The 20,916-nt window shown below is 61.5% G+C and carries 14 protein-coding genes; 12 read left to right on the top strand and 2 right to left on the bottom strand.

What is annotated here, in order from left to right; genetic code table 11:
• Positions 1-54: 54 nt before the first annotated feature.
• A complete protein-coding gene (locus M0746_RS23635; protein WP_258450779.1) occupies positions 55-2,274 on the bottom strand; it encodes a primosomal protein N' in 2,220 nt (739 codons plus the stop codon).
• Positions 2,275-2,556: 282 nt separating this feature from the next.
• On the opposite strand from M0746_RS23635, the gene rpmE reads away from it, so the two are divergent.
• The 3 genes from rpmE to M0746_RS23620 all read left to right on the top strand — a co-directional run bounded on the left by rpmE (position 2,557) and on the right by M0746_RS23620 (position 5,054).
• Positions 2,557-2,778: a 50S ribosomal protein L31 gene (rpmE, locus tag M0746_RS23630; protein ID WP_258450778.1), complete on the top strand. Its 222-nt coding sequence runs from the start codon at positions 2,557-2,559 to the stop codon at positions 2,776-2,778.
• A gap of 41 nt (positions 2,779-2,819) precedes the next feature.
• On the top strand, positions 2,820-3,602 hold the full coding sequence (locus M0746_RS23625) for a thermonuclease family protein (RefSeq protein WP_258451518.1): 783 nt from the start codon (positions 2,820-2,822) through the stop codon (positions 3,600-3,602).
• Between the two features lie 183 nt (positions 3,603-3,785).
• Complete coding sequence (locus M0746_RS23620) at positions 3,786-5,054, top strand: malic enzyme-like NAD(P)-binding protein (RefSeq protein ID WP_093105782.1); 1,269 nt, start codon at positions 3,786-3,788, stop codon at positions 5,052-5,054.
• A gap of 142 nt (positions 5,055-5,196) precedes the next feature.
• Here the strand turns inward: M0746_RS23620 and M0746_RS23615 are convergent, their stop codons facing one another.
• A complete protein-coding gene (locus tag M0746_RS23615) occupies positions 5,197-7,641 on the bottom strand; it encodes a penicillin-binding protein 1A (RefSeq protein ID WP_446731310.1) in 2,445 nt (814 codons plus the stop codon).
• A gap of 219 nt (positions 7,642-7,860) precedes the next feature.
• Between M0746_RS23615 and M0746_RS23610 the strand changes: the two genes are divergently transcribed.
• The 9 genes from M0746_RS23610 to gltB all read left to right on the top strand — a co-directional run bounded on the left by M0746_RS23610 (position 7,861) and on the right by gltB (position 20,903).
• The gene (locus tag M0746_RS23610; RefSeq protein WP_208939067.1) at positions 7,861-8,925 is read left to right on the top strand and encodes a type IV pilus assembly protein PilM; all 1,065 of its coding nucleotides are present in this window, start codon (positions 7,861-7,863) and stop codon (positions 8,923-8,925) included.
• On the top strand, positions 8,925-9,491 hold the full coding sequence (locus M0746_RS23605; protein ID WP_258450776.1) for a PilN domain-containing protein: 567 nt from the start codon (positions 8,925-8,927) through the stop codon (positions 9,489-9,491). Before M0746_RS23610 ends, M0746_RS23605 begins: the two co-directional genes overlap by 1 nt.
• On the top strand, positions 9,488-10,111 hold the full coding sequence (pilO, locus tag M0746_RS23600; protein WP_208939065.1) for a type 4a pilus biogenesis protein PilO: 624 nt from the start codon (positions 9,488-9,490) through the stop codon (positions 10,109-10,111). Before M0746_RS23605 ends, pilO begins: the two co-directional genes overlap by 4 nt.
• On the top strand, positions 10,108-10,635 hold the full coding sequence (locus M0746_RS23595; protein ID WP_208939064.1) for a pilus assembly protein PilP: 528 nt from the start codon (positions 10,108-10,110) through the stop codon (positions 10,633-10,635). The genes pilO and M0746_RS23595 overlap by 4 nt, the downstream gene beginning before the upstream one ends.
• Positions 10,636-10,648: 13 nt before the next feature.
• Positions 10,649-12,727: a type IV pilus secretin PilQ gene (gene pilQ, locus M0746_RS23590; RefSeq protein WP_258450775.1), complete on the top strand. Its 2,079-nt coding sequence runs from the start codon at positions 10,649-10,651 to the stop codon at positions 12,725-12,727.
• Between the two features lie 4 nt (positions 12,728-12,731).
• Complete coding sequence (gene aroK, locus M0746_RS23585) at positions 12,732-13,250, top strand: shikimate kinase AroK (protein ID WP_090280433.1); 519 nt, start codon at positions 12,732-12,734, stop codon at positions 13,248-13,250.
• A 152-nt stretch (positions 13,251-13,402) separates the two neighbouring features.
• Entirely contained in the window at positions 13,403-14,503 is a 1,101-nt protein-coding gene (gene aroB, locus M0746_RS23580) for a 3-dehydroquinate synthase (RefSeq protein ID WP_258450773.1), read from the top strand.
• Between the two features lie 10 nt (positions 14,504-14,513).
• Positions 14,514-16,106: an AAA family ATPase gene (locus M0746_RS23575; RefSeq protein ID WP_258450772.1), complete on the top strand. Its 1,593-nt coding sequence runs from the start codon at positions 14,514-14,516 to the stop codon at positions 16,104-16,106.
• Between the two features lie 351 nt (positions 16,107-16,457).
• Entirely contained in the window at positions 16,458-20,903 is a 4,446-nt protein-coding gene (gene gltB, locus M0746_RS23570; protein WP_258450771.1) for a glutamate synthase large subunit, read from the top strand.
• Positions 20,904-20,916: the final 13 nt, after the last annotated feature.

The raw sequence follows: 20,916 nt of genomic DNA, 5'->3' as shown, positions 1-20,916 counted from the left end.
GTGCAGCGCTGATCCATTGTGGGAGCGAGCCTGCTCGCGAAAGCGATCTTCAGCTCAATACAAATCCACAGGGTCGACATCCAGCGACCAGCGCACCGCCCGCCCGCTCGGCATCTGCTCCAGCGCCAGCAACCAACTGGCCAGCAACCGATGCAGCGGCGCTCGGGCGGTCGCCTGCAACAGCAATTGCGCCCGATAGCGCCCGGCGCGCCGCTCCATCGGCGCCGGCACCGGCCCGAGCAGTTCGATGCCGCTCAGATTCAATTCGCTGAGCAGGCGCTCGGCCTCGCTGCAGGCTTCATCAAGGAAACCTTCAGCCTGCCCGGGTTTGTGCGCTTCGGCGCGCAACAGTGCCAGATGGGCAAACGGCGGCAGCCCGGCGGCGCGACGCTCGCTCAACGCCTGCTCGGCAAAAGCGAAATAACCCTGCTCGGTCAGTTGCACCAATAAAGGATGGTCGGCCAGGTGCGTCTGAATAATCACTTTGCCCGGCTCTTCTGCCCGCCCCGCACGGCCTGCGACTTGAACAATCAACTGCGCCATGCGCTCGCTGGCGCGGAAGTCGCCGGAGAACAGGCCGCCGTCGGCGTCGAGGATCGACACCAGCGTCACCCGTGGAAAATGGTGACCCTTGGCCAACATCTGCGTGCCGACGAGGATGCACGGCTGGCCCTTTTGAATCGTCGCGAACAGCTGATTCATCGCATCCTTGCGCGAGGTGCTGTCGCGATCGACGCGCAGCACCGGGTAATCCGGGAACAGAATCGCCAGCCGTTCCTCAGCACGCTCGGTACCGGCACCCACCGGGCGCAAGTCGACTTTGTTGCACTTCGGGCACTGGCGCGGCGTGCGTTCGACGTTGCCGCAATGGTGGCAGCGCAGCTCGCCGTAGCGCTGGTGCACGGTCATCCGCGCATCGCAGCGTGAACACTCGGACATCCAGCCGCAATCGTGGCAGAGCAAGGTCGGGGCAAAACCGCGGCGGTTGAGGAACACCAGCACCTGCTGGCCGTTGGCGAGGGTCTGGCCAATGGCTTGTTGCATCGGCCCGGAAATGCCGCTGTCCAGCGGACGGCTTTTTACATCCAGACGTAGGAAACGCGGCTGTTTGGCGCCGCCAGCTCGCTCGTTCAGGCGCAACAGGCCGTAACGCCCGGTGTACGCGTTGTGCAGGCTTTCCAGCGACGGCGTGGCCGAGCCGAGCACGATCGGGATGTTTTCCTGACGTGCTCGCACCAGCGCCAGATCACGGGCGTGGTAGCGCAAGCCTTCCTGCTGTTTATAAGAGCCGTCGTGCTCTTCATCGATGATGATCAGCCCCGGGTTTTTCATCGGCGTGAACAGCGCCGAGCGGGTGCCGATAATAATGTCGGCCTCGCCATCGCGGGCGGCGAGCCAGGCGTCGAGGCGTTCGCGATCGTTGACCGCCGAGTGCAGCAGGGCGATGCGTGCATTGAAACGCTGCTCGAAGCGCGCCAGGGTCTGCGGGCCAAGGTTGATCTCCGGGATCAGCACCAGCGCCTGTTTACCGGCTTCGAGGGTTTCACGGATCAGCTGTAAATAGACTTCGGTTTTGCCGCTGCCCGTAACGCCGGCCAGCAGAAACGCGTGATAACTGTCGAAACCGGCGCGAATCGCTTCATACGCCGCACGTTGCTCGCTGTTGAGCGGCAGTTCCGGTTGCGCCAGCCAGTGTTCATGCCGCGCGCCGGGGAGGTGGCGGCGGATTTCCACTTGCACCAGACCCTTGGCCAGCAACAGGTCGAGACTGTCCTTGCTCAGCATCAGTTTGCTCAGCAACTGGTGGGCGACACCGTGGGGGTGCTGGGCCAGTGTCGCCAGGGCTTCACGCTGACGCGGAGCGCGGGCGATGCGCGGATCATCAAGGCTGGCACCGGGCGCCGCTGACCAGAAACGTTCCTGGCGGGCCTCGGCCAGTTCGCCTTGGCGCAGTAGCACCGGCAACGCCCAGCTCAAGGTGTCGCCGAGGCTGTGCTGGTAATACTGCGACGTCCACAGGCACAGCTTGAACAGCGCCGGCGGCAATGGCGGGGTGGTATCGAGCAGCGCCAGCGCCGGTTTGAGTTTTTCCACCGGCACCTCGCTGGTATCCGCGATCTCGACCAGAATCCCGATCATCTCGCGCCGCCCGAACGGCACGCGCAGACGCATGCCCGGCTGCAATTGCTCGCGCCGCACCCCGGCCGGCGCCCGGTAATCGAACAGGCGGCGCAGGGGCGAAGGCAAGGCAAGGCGCAGAATGGCGTCGGGCACGCGGCGGAATCTCGATACGCAAGATGATCGGATATGCATGACCTGTGGGAGCGAGCCTGCTCGCGAAGGCGGTGGGTCAGGCAACACATGTGTCGACTGACATGACGTCTTCGCGAGCAGGCTCGCTCCCACAGGGAAGCGTTCAAGGCCGGGAGCCTAGCAGACGGTCGGTCTCGGTGACAGCTTGCGCGTTTGAAAAGGTCTGGTAGAATCCGCGGCCTAATTACGTGCGGTATTCAACAATAGTGTTGGGTGGCGGCACGCTAGCCTGAGGAAGACACCATGAAAGCCGAAATCCATCCGAACTACCCGCAAATCGCTGTTACCTGCAGCTGCGGTAACAAGTTCGAAACTCGTTCGACCTACGGCAAAGCCCTGGCGATCGACGTTTGCAACGAATGCCACCCGTTCTACACCGGTAAGCAGAAGACTCTGGACACCGGCGGCCGCGTGCAGAAGTTCGCAGACCGTTTCAAATCTTTCGGCGTCGGCAACAAAGCCTGAGGCTGATCATTTTGGAAGGTCGTATCGACTTCTCCAGACTGATGAAAAAGGCGTCCCTTGCGGGCGCCTTTTTTGTGTCTGCGATTTGGCTTTCGGGTGCGCAAGCGTTCTGTCCAGCACCCACTGGGCTGGCCAGCGTCAGTGTGCAGCGCGTGGTCGATGGCGACACGCTGCGCCTGAGCGATGGCCGCAGCGTGCGGATGATCGGCCTTAATACGCCGGAGCTGGGCAAGCAGGGTCGCAGCGACGAGCCGTTCGCCGTGGCCGCGCGCAAACGCCTCGAAGCGTTGGTGGCGGACAGCGGCGGGCGTGTCGGCTTGCGTCCCGGCCGGCAGGGAAAGGACCACTACGGCCGAACGCTCGCGCATGTCTACAGTGCCAGCGGTGCCAATCTCGAAGCGCAAATGCTGGCTGATGGCCTCGGTTTCCAGGTGGCCGTTGCGCCGAACGTCGATCTGGTCGCCTGTCAGCGGGCCGCCGAAGCCTCGGCGCGGCAGGCCGGACGCGGCATCTGGCGGCAATCACCGGTACTCAAGGCACAGCAGATTCAGCGTTCCGGCTTCGCCGTGGTCAGCGGTCGGGTGAGCAAGGTGCAGCGCAATCGCGGCGGAATCTGGATTGAGTTGCAGGATGCGCTTGTACTGCGCATTGCACCCAATCTGGTCGAACAATTCGACAATGCCCGTCTGCAGGCGCTGAAGGGCCAGCAGATCGAGGCGCGCGGCTGGATCGTCGATCGCTCGCGTCGCGGCGGCTTGCAGACGGGGCAGGCGCGCTGGCTGTTGCCATTGACCGATCCTTCGATGCTGCAGGGTTCGCGCTGAAGAAAAATTGTAGACATTTTTCGGATCGATTGTGAACAGTCCAGCCCTTGTGCGCCGTGGCTCTTGGCCCAAAGTCGTAGGGCAGGGCGCTTGACAGTGGTGACTGCCCAGTCTTGTGGGGACTTTGCGAGGCGCGTATCCTCGCTGACCAGTCTGTCCAACAGTAAAAAGCGGAATGCCAAAATGTCTGATCTGAAAACTGCCGCTCTCGAATATCACGCCAATCCTCGTCCGGGGAAGCTGAGTGTCGAGCTCACCAAGGCCACTGCTACCGCTCGCGACCTGTCGCTGGCGTACAGCCCCGGCGTAGCTGAACCAGTGCGCGAGATCGCCCGCGATCCCGAACTGGCCTACAAGTACACCGGCAAGGGCAACCTGGTTGCAGTGATTTCCGATGGCACCGCGATTCTCGGCCTGGGTAACCTCGGCCCGTTGGCGTCCAAGCCAGTGATGGAAGGCAAGGGTGTACTGTTCAAGCGCTTCGCCGGTATCGACGTGTTCGACATCGAAGTCGACTCGGAAAGCCCGCAGGCCTTCATCGACACGGTCAAGCGCATCTCCATCACCTTCGGCGGCATCAACCTCGAAGACATCAAGGCACCAGAGTGCTTTGAGATCGAGCGCGCGCTGATCGAGCAGTGCGACATTCCGGTATTCCACGATGACCAGCACGGCACCGCGATCGTTACCGCGGCCGGCATGATCAACGCCCTGGAAATCGCTGGCAAAACCCTGCCAGAAGCGAAGATCGTCTGCCTGGGCGCCGGCGCTGCCGCCATCTCCTGCATGAAGCTGCTGGTGAGCATGGGCGCACGCATCGAAAACATCTTCATGGTTGACCGTACCGGCGTGATCCACTCCGGCCGTGACGACCTGAACCAGTACAAAGCCGTATTCGCCCACGCCACCGAGAAGCGCAGCCTGGCTGACGCACTGGCAGGCGCTGACGTGTTCGTCGGTCTGTCGGGCCCGAACCTGCTGAGCGCTGAAGGCCTGCTGTCGATGGCACCGAACCCGATCGTGTTCGCCTGCTCCAACCCGGACCCGGAAATCTCCCCGGAACTGGCTCACGCCACCCGTAGCGACGTGATCATGGCGACCGGCCGTTCGGACTACCCGAACCAGGTCAACAACGTTCTGGGCTTCCCGTTCATCTTCCGCGGTGCCCTGGACGTTCGCGCCAAGCGCATCAACGAAGAAATGAAAGTCGCCGCGGCCAACGCCCTGCGCGAACTGGCCAAGCTGCCGGTGCCACAGGACGTCTGCGATGCCTACGGTGGTGCTCCGCTGGAATTCGGCCGTGAGTACATCATTCCCAAACCAATGGACAAGCGCCTGATCACCCTGATCTCTGACGCTGTGGCCAAAGCGGCGATCGAGACCGGTGTGGCAACTCTGCCGTATCCGAAGAACTACCCGCTGAAAAGCGTGGATGACGTGTTCAACGGCTAAAAGCAGCCGCCCATAAAAAAACCCAGCCTGGTGCTGGGTTTTTTTATGGGCTGCAAGCTGCAAGCTGCAAGCTACGAGCTACAAGCAGTGCGCATTCCCGCTTTTACTTGCAGCTCAGAGCTTGCCGCTTGCAGCGGCCCCTCTAGAACAAGTCGATCGGCGCCTGCTCATCCGCCGGCAGCGGGCTGCCCGGTGCGACGCCGTTGCCCAGCTCATTCATCGACGGCGGAGAGTCCTCAGCCTTGAACAGCTCGAAGTACGCGCCCGGAGTGCTCGGCGACGCTGCACGGCCACTGACCGGGTCGACGCGCAGGCTGAGGATGCCTTCCGGTTCTGGCTGCACATGCGGCGGCTTGTCCTTCAACGCGGCCGACATGTAATTCATCCAGATCGGCAGCGCCACAGTGCCGCCGAACTCGCGGCGGCCGAGGCTTTCCGGCTGGTCGAAACCGGTCCACACGGTGGTCACGTAATCGGCGTTGTAACCGGAGAACCACGCATCTTTCGATTCATTGGTGGTACCGGTCTTGCCAGCGATGTCGCTACGGCCCATGGCCAGGGCGCGGCGGCCGGTGCCGAGCTTGATCACGTCCTGCAGCATGCTGTTGAGGATGTAGGTGGTGCGACCATCGACAATCCGCTCGGCCACCGCTGGCGCTTGCGGCACTGCCTGGTTGCCTGGTGCTTCGCCGGGAACCGGTGCGGCGTTGACTTTGAACGACTCGGTGTCCGGCGCGGCGATACCGTCCGTCGCCGAGCCACCCTGCGGAACAGTCGGCGGGTTGGCCACGAACAGCGTGTCACCGTTACGGCTTTCGATCTTGTCGATGATGTACGGGGTGATCTTGTAACCGCCGTTGGCGAAGGTGCTCCAGCCGGTAGCGATTTCCATTGGAGTCAGCGTCGCGGTACCCAATGCCAGCGACAGGTTCGGCGGCAGGTCCTGCTTGTTGAAGCCGAAGCGGGTGATGTAGTCGATGGTTTTACCCACGCCCATCGCCTGCAGCAGACGGATCGACACCAGGTTACGCGACTTGTACAGCGCCTCACGCAGACGGATCGGACCGAGGAAGGTGTTGGTGTCGTTCTTTGGACGCCAGACCTTGTCCAGGTACTCGTCGACGAACACGATCGGCGCATCGTTGACCAGGGTTGCAGCGGTGTAGCCACTGTCCAGGGCGGCGCTGTAGACGAACGGTTTGAAGCTCGAACCCGGCTGACGCTTGGCCTGCATGGCGCGGTTGTAGTTGCTCTGCTCGAACGCGAAACCACCGACCAGCGAACGGATCGCGCCATTCTGCGGATCCAGCGACACCAACGCACCTTGCGCCTGCGGGATCTGGCTGAATTTCAGCGAATTGTCTTTCTGGCGCTGCACGCGGATCAGATCGCCGACCTGCGCGACATCTGCCGGCTGACGCGGATTGGCGCCCATGCTGTTGGTGTTGAGGAACGGCCGCGCCCACTTCATGGTGTCCCAGGCGACATGTTCTTCGCCGGTGCGGGTCAGCACTTGCAGGCCGTTCTTGTCGACTTGGGTAACGATTGCCGGTTCGAGACTGCTGATGGTGCGTTGCTTGGTGAGTTCGCTGGCCCAGGCTTCGCGGGTCTTGCCCGGCAAGCGCGACTCGGGGCCGCGGTAGCCGTGGCGCTGGTCGTAGGTCATCAAGCCTTCGTGCAGCGCGGTGTTGGCCATTTCCTGCAGGTTGCTCGGCACCGTGGTGGTGACGCGGAAACCCTCGGTATAGGCGTCGCTGCCATAGCGGCCGACCATTTCCGCGCGGGCCATTTCAGCGATGTACGGCGCGTTCACTTCAGGGGTCGGGACGTGGTAACTGGCGTTCAGCGGCTCGTTGATCGCTGCGGTGTAGTCGGCCTCGGTGATCTTGCCGAGCTTGTACATGCGCCCCAGGATCCAGTCGCGGCGCTCTTTGCTGCGCGCCGGGTTGGCTAGCGGGTTAAAGCGCGACGGGGCTTTCGGCAGGCCGGCAATCATCGCCATCTGCGCCAGGCTGACGTCACGGATCGATTTGCCGTAATACACCTGCGCCGCCGCCTCGATGCCGTAGGCGCGGTTGCCCAGATAGATCTTGTTGACGTACAGCTCAAGGATTTCGTCCTTGGTCAGCTGCCGCTCGATCTGCAGGGCCAGAAGAATTTCCGTGGTTTTACGCGAGAAGCTGCGTTCGCTGGTGAGGAAGAAGTTCTTCGCCACCTGCATGGTGATGGTGCTGCCGCCGGACTGGATGTGCCCGCTTTTGACCAGTTGCGTCGCGGCGCGCATCAGGCTGCTCGGATCGACGCCATAGTGATTGGCGAAATTGTCGTCTTCAGCACTTAGTAACGCATTAATGAAATTGGGCGGAATGTCGGCGAAACGGATCGGTGTGCGGCGCATTTCGCCAAACTCTGCGATCAACTTGTTATCGCTGCTGTAGACCCGCAGGGGAATCTGCAACTGAATGCTTCGCAGAGCCTCCACAGATGGCAAACCCGGACTAAGGTAAAGAAACGCGCCGCTGAGACCTAATAGCAGTCCGCAGAAAACGGCGACGATGGACCAACCGAAAAATTTCAGCAGACGAATCAAGGCTTTTGGACATCCAGAGCAAAGAATGAATTTGGCGACGGGGTTCCGGTTACACACAGAACGGTCCGCGCGGGCAGTAAAAAGCGGAAAAAAACGCTGGGCATTATAAGCACTTTTCCGCAGGGGGCGTCATTTGCGCTTCTGTCAAGACGGGGTGAAGGAACGCAATGCGTATTACAGAGTCCGTAACTCACGGAAAGTCATAGGGAATTGGTAGTGCTGGGACTCTTCAATAAAAAAGCCAATACGTTACTGGGGATCGACATCAGTTCTACGTCAGTGAAGCTGCTGGAACTGAGCCGTCAGGGCGAGCGCTACCGGGTCGAGGCCTATGCCGTCGAGCCCTTGCCGGCCAACGCGGTGGTGGAAAAGAACATCGCCGAACTCGAAGGCGTCGGCCAGGCGCTCAGTCGCGTGCTGAGCAAGGCGCGCACCGGGCTCAAGAGCGTGGCGGTGGCCGTGGCCGGCTCGGCGGTGATCACCAAGGTCATCGAAATGGACGCCGGGCTGTCCGACGACGAGCTGGAAAACCAGCTGAAGATCGAAGCCGACCAATACATTCCCTATCCGCTGGATGAAGTCGCCATCGACTTCGAGGTCCAGGGCGTATCGCCGCGCAATCCCGAACGAGTCAACGTCCTGCTAGCGGCCTGTCGCAAGGAAAACGTCGAAGTCCGCGAAGCGGCGTTGGCCCTGGCCGGGCTGACGGCCCGCGTGGTGGACGTCGAGGCCTACGCGCTGGAGCGCTCATACGCTTTGCTGGCGACGCAACTGGCGGCGTCCCAGGAGCGCCTGACCGTCGCCGTAGTCGACATCGGCGCGACCATGACCACCCTCAGCGTCCTTCATAACGGCAAGATCATCTATACCCGCGAGCAACTGTTCGGCGGTCGCCAATTGACCGAGGAAATCCAGCGGCGTTATGGCCTTACCGTCGAGCAGGCCGGGCTGGCGAAGAAACAGGGCGGCCTGCCCGACGATTACATCAGTGAAGTTCTGCAGCCGTTTCGCGAGGCGCTGGTGCAGCAGGTGTCACGCTCGCTGCAATTCTTCTTCGCCTCCGGGCAATACAACGCCGTCGATCACATTTTGCTGGCGGGCGGCACGGCCTCGGTACCGGGTCTGGATCGCTTGATCGAACAGCGCCTGAACACGCCGACGCAGGTGGCCAACCCGTTCGCCAACATGTCCTTGAGCAGCAAGGTCAATGCCGGTGCGCTGGCCAGCGACGCGCCAGCGCTGATGATTGCTTGCGGGCTCGCGCTGAGGAGTTTCGACTGATGGCGCGGATCAACCTTTTACCCTGGCGCGAAGAGCGTCGCGAGGAACGGCGCAAGCGCTTTCTGCTGGCATTGACTGGCGTGTTCGTCGGCTCGGTCGGTGCCTTGCTGATTGCCGATCAGATCATCAGTGCCGCCATTGACCGGCAAGTGGCGCGCAATGACTACATCAGCAAGCAAATCGCCGTGGTCGACGAGCGGATCAAGCAGATCAGTGAGCTCAAGGCGCGCCGCCAACAACTGGTCGAGCGCATGCGCATCATCCAGGACCTGCAGGGCAACCGGCAGGTCAGCGGGCGGATCTTCGATCAACTGGCGCGCACGCTGCCGGACGGTGTGTATTTCACCGAAGTGAAAATGACCGGCAAAGCCCTGTCGATCAGCGGCGCCGCTGAGTCCAACAACCGCGTTTCCGACCTGATGCGCAATCTGGAAGCATCGGACTGGTTCGATGCGCCTAGCCTCAACGAAGTCAAGGCGACCACTGCCGGGCAAGTCGATCAGGCCAACACCTTTGAGCTGACCGTGCGCCAGACGCAGCCCAAGACTGCCGAGGACGACCAATGAAGCCGTCCGAATGGCTGGAAAGCCTGCGCAGCGTCGATTTCAACGATCTGGACACCAGCAACATCGGTTCGTGGCCGGCAGCGGTGAAGTTCATTGCCGGCGCGCTGTTGATGGTGCTGGTGTTGGCGCTTGGCTATAACTTTTTCATCAGCGATCTGGAAAACCAGCACGACCTCAAGCGCGAGGAAGAGCTGACGCTCAAGGAACAGTTCGCCAGCAAGGCGCGCCTGTCGGCCAATCTGGAGCTGTACACCCAACAGATGAAAGAGATGGAGAATACCTTCGGTGAGTTGTTGCGGCAGTTGCCCAGCGACACCGAAGTGCCGGGCCTGCTCGAAGACATCACCCGCACGGGCCTGGGCAGCGGCCTGGAATTCGAAGAGATCAAGCTGCTGCCGGAAGTCACCCAGCCGTTCTACATCGAACTGCCCATCCAGATCACCGTTACAGGTGCATATCACGACCTTGCCACATTCGTCAGCGGTGTAGCCGGATTGCCGCGCATCGTTACCCTTCACGATTTCGATCTCGCACCGGCCAACAAGGAAGGCGGACCGAAGCTGCGCATGAGCATCCTCGCCAAGACTTATCGCTATAACGACAAGGGGCTGCAGAAATGACCCCGATTCGTTACATGGCCTGGGCGATGACGCTGCTCGCATTGAGCGGGTGTGGCGGGGGTGATGACTTCAGTGATCTCGACGCCTACATGAATGAAGTGCGCCTGCGTCCGGCCGGCAAGATTGAACCAACGCCGACATTCCGGTCTTACCCGACATTCACTTACAGCGCAGCCAACCTGCGCAGTCCGTTTTCACCGCAGGTGCGGGTCGATCTGGCCGGGCGCAAACACGGCTCGCGCAACGTCAAGCCCGACCCCAATCGGGTCAAACAATATCTGGAAGGTTTCAACATCGAGCAGTTCGAGATGGTCGGCACGATTGCCAATGCCTCAGGCTCGTTCGCGCTGCTGCGCGGTGCGGGCGGTGTGCATCGCTTGAAAGTCGGCGACTACCTGGGGCGTAACGACGGGCGCATCGTCGCCATCAGCGCGACTCAGGTCGACGTCGTCGAAATCGTGCCCGACGGGCAGGGCGCCTGGCTCGAGCGGCCGCGCACCATTCCTTTGAAAGAGCACTCATAGTGGAAGTCGAACAATGAACAGGATTTTCTCCACCCTCGGTTTTTCGCTATGGATAGCGCTGATGTCGCCGATGGTAAATGCGGCCAACCTGAAAGCGCTGGATGTGGCGGCGTTGCCGGGTGACCGCGTCGAACTGAAGCTGTCGTTCGACGGCCCGCCACCGTCGCCCAAGGGCTATACCACCGAATCGCCGGCGCGGATCGCTGTCGATCTGCCCGGTGTTGCCAGCCAATTGACCAACAAGAATCTTGACCTGGGCAGCGGCAATGCGCGTACCGCCACGGTGGTCGAGGCCAAGGATCGCACGCGGCTGATCGTCAGCCTCACCCAGCTAGCGCCTTACACCACGCGCATCGAGGGCAACAATCTGTTCGTGGTGGTTGGTCAGGGCGCCCCGGTGCCTGCCTCGCGCCCCGTCGCCGTTGCGCCGCGCACGAATACGGCAACTGCGCCAGCGGCAAAGGCATTCGCACCGAAACCCCGCGGCATTCGTGGCGTCGATTTTCAGCGCGGCACCGAGGGCGAGGGCAACGTCGTCATTGATCTCTCCGACCCGACCATCGCCCCGGATATCCAGGAACACGACGGCAAAATCATCCTCAGCTTCGCCCGCACGCAATTGCCGGAAAAGCTGCGCGTGCGCCTCGACGTCAAGGACTTCGCCACGCCGGTGCAGTTCGTCAATGCCGCAGTGAGCGGTGATCGCACGCTGATCTCCGTCGAGCCCAGCGGCACCTATGACTACTCGACCTTCCAGACCGACAACAAGCTGACCGTCAGCGTCCGCCCGATGAGCGTCGACGACCTGCAAAAACGCAACGCCGACCGTCAGGCCTACATCGGCGAAAAGCTCTCGCTGAATTTCCAGGACATCGACGTGCGCTCGGTGCTGCAATTGATCGCCGACTTCACCAACCTCAATCTGGTGGCCAGCGATACGGTGCAGGGCGGCATTACCTTGCGCCTGCAAAACGTACCGTGGGATCAGGCGCTGGATCTGGTGCTGAAAACCAAGGGCCTGGATAAACGCAAGATCGGCAACGTGCTGCTGGTCGCGCCGGCCGATGAGATCGCGGCCCGCGAACGCCAGGAACTCGAGTCGCAGAAACAGATTGCCGAACTGGCGCCGCTGCGCCGCGAACTGTTGCAGGTCAATTACGCCAAGGCGGCGGACATCGCCAAGCTGTTCCAGTCGGTGACCAGCGCCGAAGCGAAGATCGATGAGCGCGGTTCGATCACCGTCGATGAGCGTACCAACAACATCATCGCCTACCAGACTCAGGATCGCCTCGACGAGCTGCGGCGAATCGTGGCGCAACTGGATATTCCGGTGCGTCAGGTGATGATCGAGGCGCGCATCGTCGAGGCCAACGTCGATTACGACAAGAGTCTCGGTGTGCGCTGGGGTGGTTCAGTGCAGAACAAGGGCAACTGGAATGCGTCCGGGGTCAACGGTTCGTCGAGCACCATCGGTACGCCGGGCAGCACCAGCACCAACTCGCCGTTCGTCGACATGGGCACCGTCAACAATACCTCGGGGATCGGCATCGCCTTCATCACCGACAACGTTCTGCTCGACCTTGAATTGACGGCGATGGAAAAGACCGGCAACGGTGAAATCGTCTCACAACCGAAAGTGGTCACCTCCGACAAGGAAACCGCGAAAATCCTCAAGGGCACGGAAATTCCCTATCAGGAAGCCAGTTCCAGTGGCGCGACGTCGGTGTCGTTCAAGGAGGCCTCGCTGTCGCTGGAGGTCACGCCACAGATCACGCCGGACAACCGCATCATCATGGAGGTCAAGGTCACCAAGGACGAGCCGGATTACCTGAACAAAGTGCAGGATGTGCCGCCGATCAAGAAAAACGAGGTCAACGCCAAGGTGCTGGTCAACGACGGCGAAACCATCGTGATTGGCGGTGTTTTTTCAAATACTCAGAGCAAGGTTGTAGATAAGGTGCCATTTCTTGGCGATGTGCCGTATCTTGGCCGCCTTTTCCGGCGTGATGTGGTTTCGGAGAAAAAATCCGAGCTGCTGGTATTTCTCACTCCGCGTATCATGAATAACCAGGCGATTGCTGTGAGTCGTTGATTCTGTGCGAAATTTGATACTTGTAGGACCGATGGGTGCTGGCAAAAGCACCATCGGCCGATTGCTGGCCAAAGAGCTGCGCCTGCCGTTCAAGGATTCCGACAAGGAAATTGAGCTGCGCACGGGTGCCAATATCCCATGGATCTTCGACAAGGAAGGCGAGCCCGGCTTTCGTGACCGTGAGCAGGCGATGATCGCCGAGCTGTGCGCGTTCGACGGCGTGGTGCTGGCGACCGGCGGTGGCGCGGTGATGCGTGATGCCAATCGCAAGGCCCTGTTCGAGGGCGGGCGGGTGGTGTATCTGCACGCGTCCGTCGAACAGCAGGTCGGCCGCACCTCGCGTGACCGCAACCGGCCGTTGCTGCGCACCGCCGATCCGGCGAAAACCTTGCGCGACCTGTTGGCGATCCGCGATCCGCTTTATCGGGAAATTGCCGATCTGGTGGTGGAAACCGACGAACGGCCGCCGCGCATGGTGGTACTCGATATTCTCGACCGTCTGGCGCAGCTTCCGCCCCGTTAAAGCCGCGCGCGAAATGCGCTATCCTCGGCGTCCTGTCACAGCCTGCCGAGGGTGTGGCGGATGGCCGGCAAGTGGCGTCACACCCGCTATAGACGGCAGATAACCAATAATTCAGGGCAGGATGCCTGCTTCCATCTTCACTGTGGGGACACATGCAGACACTCAAGGTCGACCTGGGCGAGCGCAGCTACCCGATTCATATTGGCGAAGGTCTGCTGGACCAGCCCGAACTGCTGGCGCCGCACATCCACGGGCGGCAAGTGGCAATCATCTCCAACGAGACCGTTGCGCCGCTCTATCTTGAACGTCTGACCCGCAGCCTGGCGCAGTTCTCGGTGATTTCCGTGGTGCTGCCCGACGGCGAAGCCTTCAAGAACTGGGAAACCCTGCAGTTGATCTTCGACGGTCTGCTGACCGCTCGACATGACCGCCGCACCACCGTCATCGCCCTCGGCGGCGGTGTGATCGGCGACATGGCCGGATTCGCCGCTGCCTGCTACCAGCGCGGCGTCGATTTCATCCAGATTCCGACCACGCTGCTGTCCCAGGTCGATTCGTCGGTGGGCGGCAAGACCGGCATCAACCATCCGCTGGGCAAGAACATGGTCGGCGCGTTCTATCAGCCGAACGTGGTGCTGATCGATACCGCGTCGCTGAAAACCCTGCCCGAGCGCGAACTGTCCGCCGGTCTGGCTGAAGTCATCAAATACGGTCTGATCTGCGACGAACCGTTCCTGACCTGGCTCGAAGACAACGTCGACGCCCTGCGCGCGCTGGACCAGACAGCCCTGACGTATGCGATCGAGCGCTCGTGCGCGGCCAAGGCTGCGGTGGTCGGCGCCGATGAAAAGGAAACCGGCGTGCGCGCCACGCTCAATCTCGGCCATACCTTCGGCCACGCCATCGAAACCCATATGGGCTATGGTGTCTGGCTGCACGGTGAAGCAGTCGCGGCTGGCACGGTGATGGCGCTGGAAATGTCTGCGCGTCTCGGCTGGATCAGTGAGCAGGAGCGCGATCGCGGTATTCGTCTGTTCCAGCGCGCCGGTCTGCCGGTGATTCCGCCTGAAGAAATGCGCGAAGCGGATTTTCTGCAACACATGGCAATTGATAAAAAAGTGATCGACGGTCGTCTGCGCCTGGTGCTGTTGCGCCGGATGGGTGAAGCGGTCGTGACCGACGATTATCCGAAAGAGGTTCTACAGGCCACGCTGGGAGCGGATTACCGCGCCCTGGCTCAGCTTAAAGGTTAAAAAGATTCCGATGACCAGTTTGCATGCCGACGAGGCGTTTCTCGGCCATTTCCAGTTAAGTCACGACCCGTTTGCGCCACGCGTGCCGGGCTTCAAATTCTTTCCGGCCCAGCGCAAGCCGGTGCTCGGTCAGCTGCATCATCTGGCGCGCTACAGCCAGTTGTTGCTGGTCGTCACCGGCCCGCAGGGCAGCGGCAAGACCTTGCTGCGTCAGGCGCTGGTCGCCAGCACCAACAAGCAGTCGGTGCAGAGCGTGGTGGTTTCCGCCCGTGGCGCCGGCGATGCTGCCGGTGTGCTGCGCCAGGTCGCGCAGGCGCTGGACGTTGCCCAGGCTGAGGTCGGTGCGATTCTCGAACAGGTCGTCCAGCTCGCCCTAACCGGCCAGGAAGTCTATCTGCTGGTGGACGACGCCGAGCAGCTCGACGAATCCGCTCTCGAAGCGCTGATGGCGCTAGGCGCCGGTACGCCGGAAGGGCGTCCGCATGTGTTCCTGTTCGGTGAGTCGTCGCTGATCGCTCAGCTTGAGGCGTTGCAGCTTGAAGAAGAGCGTTTCCACGTCATCGAACTGCAGCCGTACACCGAAGAAGAGACCCGCGAATATCTCGACCAGCGGCTCGAAGGCGCGGGCCGGGGTGTCGAACTTTTCACCGCGGATCAGATCTCTGATATTCACGAAAGCTCCGAGGGTTGGCCGGGCAACATCAACCAGGTCGCTCGCGATGCTCTGATCGAAGTCATGATTGCCAGCCGCTCTGCGGTGAAGCGTCCAAGTATGGGGTTCAACATGCCGAAGAAACACGTATTGGCGATTTCCGCCGTCGTGGTGGTCGCGGTCGCCGCCGCCTGGCTGATGCCGGGTCGCAACAAGGCACCAACCACCGGCGCGCCAGCCAATGAACAGGCGCAGTTGCCTCTGGGTCAGGCCCCCGCCAATGGCGCGGCACCCAACGTCGAATTCGCTGGCAACACCCAGCCGATGCCGCTGCCGTTGGTCGGCAACTCGCAACCGGTCATGCGCGGGCCGCTGGCCGAAGCGGCCGGTGGCATCACCGAAGGCGACGACGGCGTGCCGCTGGAAGGCTCCAGCGATACCCCGCCCACCGTGACCACATCCGCGCCGCCAGCCGGTGTGCCGGCCGGTCCGGCGCCGACTCCGGTGCCGTTGCCAGCCGCCAAGCCGACGCCAGCACCGACACAGGTTGCTACCGCCAAGCCTGCTCCGGTCGCACCCGCCGCCAAACCGGCGCCAGCCCCGGCCAAACCAGTCGCTGCAGCGAAACCGGCCGATAAGCCGGTCACCGTTGCCAAAGCCGCCGGTGGCAGCTGGTACGCCGGTCAGCCGACCAGCAACTACGTGGTGCAGATCCTTGGCACCAGCTCGGAAACCGCTGCGCAGAACTTCGTCAAGGAGCAGGGCGGCGAGTACCGTTATTTCAAGAAAGTCCTCAACGGCAAGCCGCTTTACGTGATTACCTATGGCAACTTTGCCAATCGTGATGCGGCCGTTTCTGCCATCAAGGCCTTGCCAGCGAAGGTTCAGGCTGGTAAACCTTGGCCTCGCACTGTCGCCAGCGTCCAACAGGAACTGGCAACAACTCGCTGAAGATTCGGCGGCCTTACCCAGGCCGCCTCTCCCGGCACCTCAAAATCTCCATGAGTGCGCGCTTTCTGAAAAGGATGCGTGCCTTGTGGTGTCTGCGTCACAGTAGTCTTTGAGTCGTTGCAGTCATAATTTAAAAAAGTTTTGACTAGCACAGCAGATCGCTTTAAACCTTTCACAAATGCGACATGAATTTGCGACAGTTCGTCGTCAAATTTGTGAGCCTCTGTGTCGCTGTGTACAATGACCACCCTTTTGCCCCCGCGAAGCCGGCGTACGTTCGGCGCGGAACGCAAGTGGTTGAATTGAAAAGAAATTTGCCTCGAATAGAGGCAGCCTGGTGAGAAAGTGTCTATGAAAGCAGGTCTGTACCAACCAGATGAATTCAAGGATAACTGCGGTTTCGGCCTGATAGCCCATATGCAGGGCGAGCCCAGTCATACCCTTTTGCAAACGGCCATCGAGGCCCTGACCTGCATGACCCACCGCGGTGGGATTAATGCCGACGGCAAGACCGGTGACGGTTGCGGTCTGCTGATTCAAAAGCCTGATGCGTTCCTGCGAGCCATTGCCCAGGAAACCTTTAGCGTCGAGTTGCCCAAGCAGTACGCCGTCGGCATGGTGTTCTTCAACCAGGACCCGGCCAAGGCCGAAGCCGCTCGCGAGAACATGAATCGCGAGATCCTCGCCGAAGGCCTGCAACTGATCGGCTGGCGCAAAGTGCCGATCGACACCAGCGTCCTCGGCCGTCTGGCCCTTGAGCGCCTGCCGCAGATCGAGCAGGTTTATATCGGCGGTGAAGGCCTGAGCGATCAGGACATGGCGGTCAAGCTGTTCAGCGCCCGCCGCCGTTCGTCGGTGGCCAACGCCGCGGACACCGACCATTACATCTGCAGCTTTTCGCACAAGACCATCATCTATAAAGGCCTGATGATGCCGGCCGATCTGGCCGCGTTCTATCCAGACCTCAGCGACGAGCGCCTGCAAACCGCGATCTGCGTGTTCCACCAGCGCTTTTCCACCAACACCCTGCCGAAATGGCCGCTGGCGCAGCCGTTCCGCTTCCTCGCGCACAACGGCGAGATCAACACCATCACCGGTAACCGCAACTGGGCGCAGGCCCGTCGGACCAAGTTCAACAACGATCTGATGGATCTGGAAGAGCTCGGCCCGCTGGTCAACCGTGTCGGTTCCGACTCCTCGAGCATGGACAACATGCTCGAACTGATGGTCACCGGTGGCATCGACCTGTTCCGTGGCGTGCGCATGATCATTCCGCCTGCGTGGCAGAACGTCGAAACCATGGACCCGGATCTGCGTGCGTTCTACGAGTACAACTCGATGCACATGGAGCCGTGGGACGGCCCGGCCGGCGTGGTCATGACCGACGGTCGCTACGCGGTGTGCCTGCTCGACCGTAACGGTCTGCGTCCGGCACGCTGGGTCACCACCAAGAACGGTTTCATCACCCTCGCCTCGGAAATCGGCGTGTGGAACTACCAGCCCGAAGACGTGCTCGCCAAGGGCCGCGTCGGCCCGGGTCAGATCTTCGCCGTGGACACCGAAACCGGGCAGATCCTCGACACCGATGCGATCGACAACCGTCTGAAATCCCGTCATCCGTACAAGCAATGGCTGCGCAAGAATGCCCTGCGCATTCAGGCGACCATGGAAGACAACGACCACGGTTCGGCGTTCTACGACGTCGACCAGCTCAAGCAGTACATGAAGATGTATCAGGTCACGTTCGAAGAGCGCGATCAGGTACTGCGTCCGCTCGGCGAGCAAGGCTACGAAGCCGTCGGCTCGATGGGCGACGACACGCCGATGGCCGTGCTGTCGCAGCGTGTGCGTACGCCGTACGACTATTTCCGCCAGCAGTTCGCCCAGGTGACCAACCCGCCGATCGACCCGCTGCGTGAAGCGATCGTGATGTCGCTGGAAATCTGCCTCGGCGCCGAGCGCAACATTTTCCAGGAGTCGCCGGAACACGCCTCGCGAGTGATCCTCAGCTCGCCGGTCATTTCTCCGGCCAAGTGGCGCTCGTTGATGAACCTTGACCGTCCGGGTTTCGAACGGGCCATCATCGACCTCAACTACGACGAAAGCCTCGGCCTCGAAGCGGCGATCCGCAACGTTGCCGATCAGGCTGAAGAAGCCGTGCGCGCCGGGCGTACCCAGATTGTCCTGAGCGATCGCCATATCGCCCCGGGCAAACTGCCGATCCACGCCTCCCTGGCGACCGGCGCGGTGCACCACCGCCTGACCGAAAAAGGCCTGCGTTGCGATTCCAACATCCTCGTTGAAACCGCTACCGCCCGTGACCCGCATCACTTCGCCGTACTGATCGGTTTCGGCGCCTCGGCGGTCTATCCGTTCCTGGCCTACGAAGTGCTGGGCGACCTGATCCGCACCGGTGAAGTGCTGGGCGACCTCTACGAGGTGTTCAAGAACTACCGCAAAGGCATCACCAAAGGCCTGCTGAAGATCCTGTCGAAGATGGGCATTTCGACCATCGCTTCGTACCGCGGTGCGCAGCTGTTCGAGGCCATCGGCCTGTCCGAAGAAGTCTGCGACCTGAGCTTCCGTGGCGTGCCGAGCCGCATCAAAGGCGCGCGTTTCGTCGACATCGAAGCCGAGCAGAAAGCCCTCGCCGTCGAAGCCTGGAGCCCGCGCAAGCCGATCCAGCAGGGCGGTTTGCTGAAGTTCGTCCACGGTGGCGAATATCACGCCTACAACCCGGACGTGGTCAACACCCTGCAAGCCGCTGTGCAACAGGGCGACTACGCCAAGTTCAAGCAATACACCTCGTTGGTCGACAACCGCCCGGTGTCGATGATTCGCGACCTGTTCAAGGTCAAGACCCTCGACACGCCGCTGGACCTCAGTGAAGTCGAGCCGCTGGAATCGGTGCTCAAGCGCTTCGACTCCGCCGGTATCTCGCTCGGCGCATTGTCGCCGGAAGCGCACGAAGCCCTGGCCGAAGCCATGAACCGCCTCGGGGCGCGTTCCAACTCCGGCGAAGGCGGTGAGGACCCGGCGCGTTACGGCACCATCAAGAGCTCGAAAATCAAGCAGGTCGCCACTGGCCGTTTCGGCGTGACCCCGGAATACCTGGTCAACGCCGAAGTGCTGCAGATCAAGGTTGCTCAGGGCGCCAAGCCGGGCGAGGGCGGGCAATTGCCGGGCGGCAAGGTCAACGGGCTGATCGCCAAGCTGCGCTATGCAGTGCCGGGCGTGACCCTGATTTCGCCGCCGCCGCACCACGACATCTATTCGATCGAAGACTTGTCGCAGCTGATTTTCGACCTCAAGCAGGTCAACCCGCAGGCGCTGGTTTCGGTGAAACTGGTGGCAGAAGCGGGCGTTGGCACCATCGCTGCCGGTGTGGCCAAGGCTTATGCGGACTTGATCACCATCTCCGGCTACGACGGTGGCACCGGTGCTTCGCCGCTGACCTCGATCAAATACGCCGGCGCACCATGGGAACTCGGCCTCGCTGAAACCCATCAGACCCTGCGCGGCAACGACTTGCGCGGCAAAGTCCGGGTGCAGACCGACGGCGGCCTGAAAACCGGCCTCGACGTGATCAAGGCTGCGATCCTCGGCGCTGAAAGCTTCGGCTTCGGCACCGCGCCAATGATCGCGCTGGGCTGCAAATACCTGCGTATCTGCCACCTGAACAACTGCGCCACCGGCGTCGCCACTCAGAACGAGAAGCTGCGCAAGGATCATTACATCGGTACCGTCGACATGGTGGTGAACTTCTTCACCTACGTCGCCGAAGAAACCCGTGAGTGGCTGGCCAAACTCGGCGTGCGCTCGCTGGAAGAGCTGATCGGTCGCACCGATCTGCTGGAAATCCTCGAAGGCCAGACCGCCAAGCAACATCACCTGGACCTGACGCCGCTGTTGGGCAGCGACCACATCCCGGCGGACAAACCGCAGTTCTGTGGCGTTGAGCGCAACCCGCCGTTCGACAAAGGTCTGCTGGCCGAGAAAATGGTCGAGATGGCTTCGGCGGCGATCAACGACATGAGCGGCGCCGAGTTCGACCTGGATATCTGCAACTGCGACCGTTCGATCGGTGCGCGGATCTCCGGCGAGATCGCCCGCAAGCACGGCAACCAGGGCATGGCGAAAGCGCCGATCACCTTCCGCTTCAAAGGCACGGCTGGTCAGAGCTTCGGCGTGTGGAACGCTGGCGGTCTGAACATGTACCTCGAAGGCGATGCCAACGATTACGTCGGTAAAGGCATGACCGGCGGCAAGCTGACCATCGTGCCGCCCAAGGGCAGCGTTTACAAGACTCAGGAAAGCGCCATCATCGGCAACACCTGCCTGTACGGCGCGACCGGCGGCAAGCTGTTCGCCGCCGGCACCGCAGGCGAGCGTTTTGCCGTGCGTAACTCCGGTGCCCATGCGGTTGTGGAAGGCACCGGCGATCACTGCTGCGAGTACATGACCGGTGGTTTCGTCTGCGTGCTGGGCAAGACCGGTTACAACTTCGGCTCAGGCATGACCGGTGGTTTCGCCTACGTGCTCGATCAGGACAACACCTTCGTTGACCGGGTCAACCACGAACTGGTGGAAATCCAGCGGATCAGCGGCGAGGCGATGGAAGCCTATCGCAGCCACCTGCAAAACGTGCTGAACGAGTACGTCGCGGAAACCGACAGCGAGTGGGGTCGTGAACTCGCCGAGAACCTCGATGACTATCTGCGTCGTTTCTGGCTGGTCAAACCTAAGGCGGCGAGTCTGAAATCTCTGCTCTCCAGTACTCGTGCGAGTCCGCAATAACGACGCAGCTGCA

Source organism: Pseudomonas sp. S11P7 (assembly GCF_023195435.1).
GTDB classification, from domain to species: Bacteria; Pseudomonadota; Gammaproteobacteria; order Pseudomonadales; family Pseudomonadaceae; genus Aquipseudomonas; species Aquipseudomonas fluorescens_G.
The sequence above is the reverse complement of the archived record's forward strand: the minus strand, read 5'-3'. Positions and strand labels throughout refer to the sequence as shown.

Excerpts from the sequence above, each read along its gene's own strand:
- rpmE (WP_258450778.1), top strand. The coding sequence starts at position 2,557 with ATGAAAGCCGAAATCCATCCGAACTACCCGCAAATCGCTGTTACCTGC.
- M0746_RS23625 (WP_258451518.1), top strand. The coding sequence starts at position 2,820 with ATGAAAAAGGCGTCCCTTGCGGGCGCCTTTTTTGTGTCTGCGATTTGG.
- M0746_RS23620 (WP_093105782.1), top strand. The coding sequence starts at position 3,786 with ATGTCTGATCTGAAAACTGCCGCTCTCGAATATCACGCCAATCCTCGT.
- M0746_RS23605 (WP_258450776.1), top strand. The coding sequence starts at position 8,925 with ATGGCGCGGATCAACCTTTTACCCTGGCGCGAAGAGCGTCGCGAGGAA.
- pilO (WP_208939065.1), top strand. The coding sequence starts at position 9,488 with ATGAAGCCGTCCGAATGGCTGGAAAGCCTGCGCAGCGTCGATTTCAAC.
- M0746_RS23595 (WP_208939064.1), top strand. The coding sequence starts at position 10,108 with ATGACCCCGATTCGTTACATGGCCTGGGCGATGACGCTGCTCGCATTG.
- pilQ (WP_258450775.1), top strand. The coding sequence starts at position 10,649 with ATGAACAGGATTTTCTCCACCCTCGGTTTTTCGCTATGGATAGCGCTG.
- aroB (WP_258450773.1), top strand. The coding sequence starts at position 13,403 with ATGCAGACACTCAAGGTCGACCTGGGCGAGCGCAGCTACCCGATTCAT.
- M0746_RS23575 (WP_258450772.1), top strand. The coding sequence starts at position 14,514 with ATGACCAGTTTGCATGCCGACGAGGCGTTTCTCGGCCATTTCCAGTTA.
- gltB (WP_258450771.1), top strand. The coding sequence starts at position 16,458 with ATGAAAGCAGGTCTGTACCAACCAGATGAATTCAAGGATAACTGCGGT.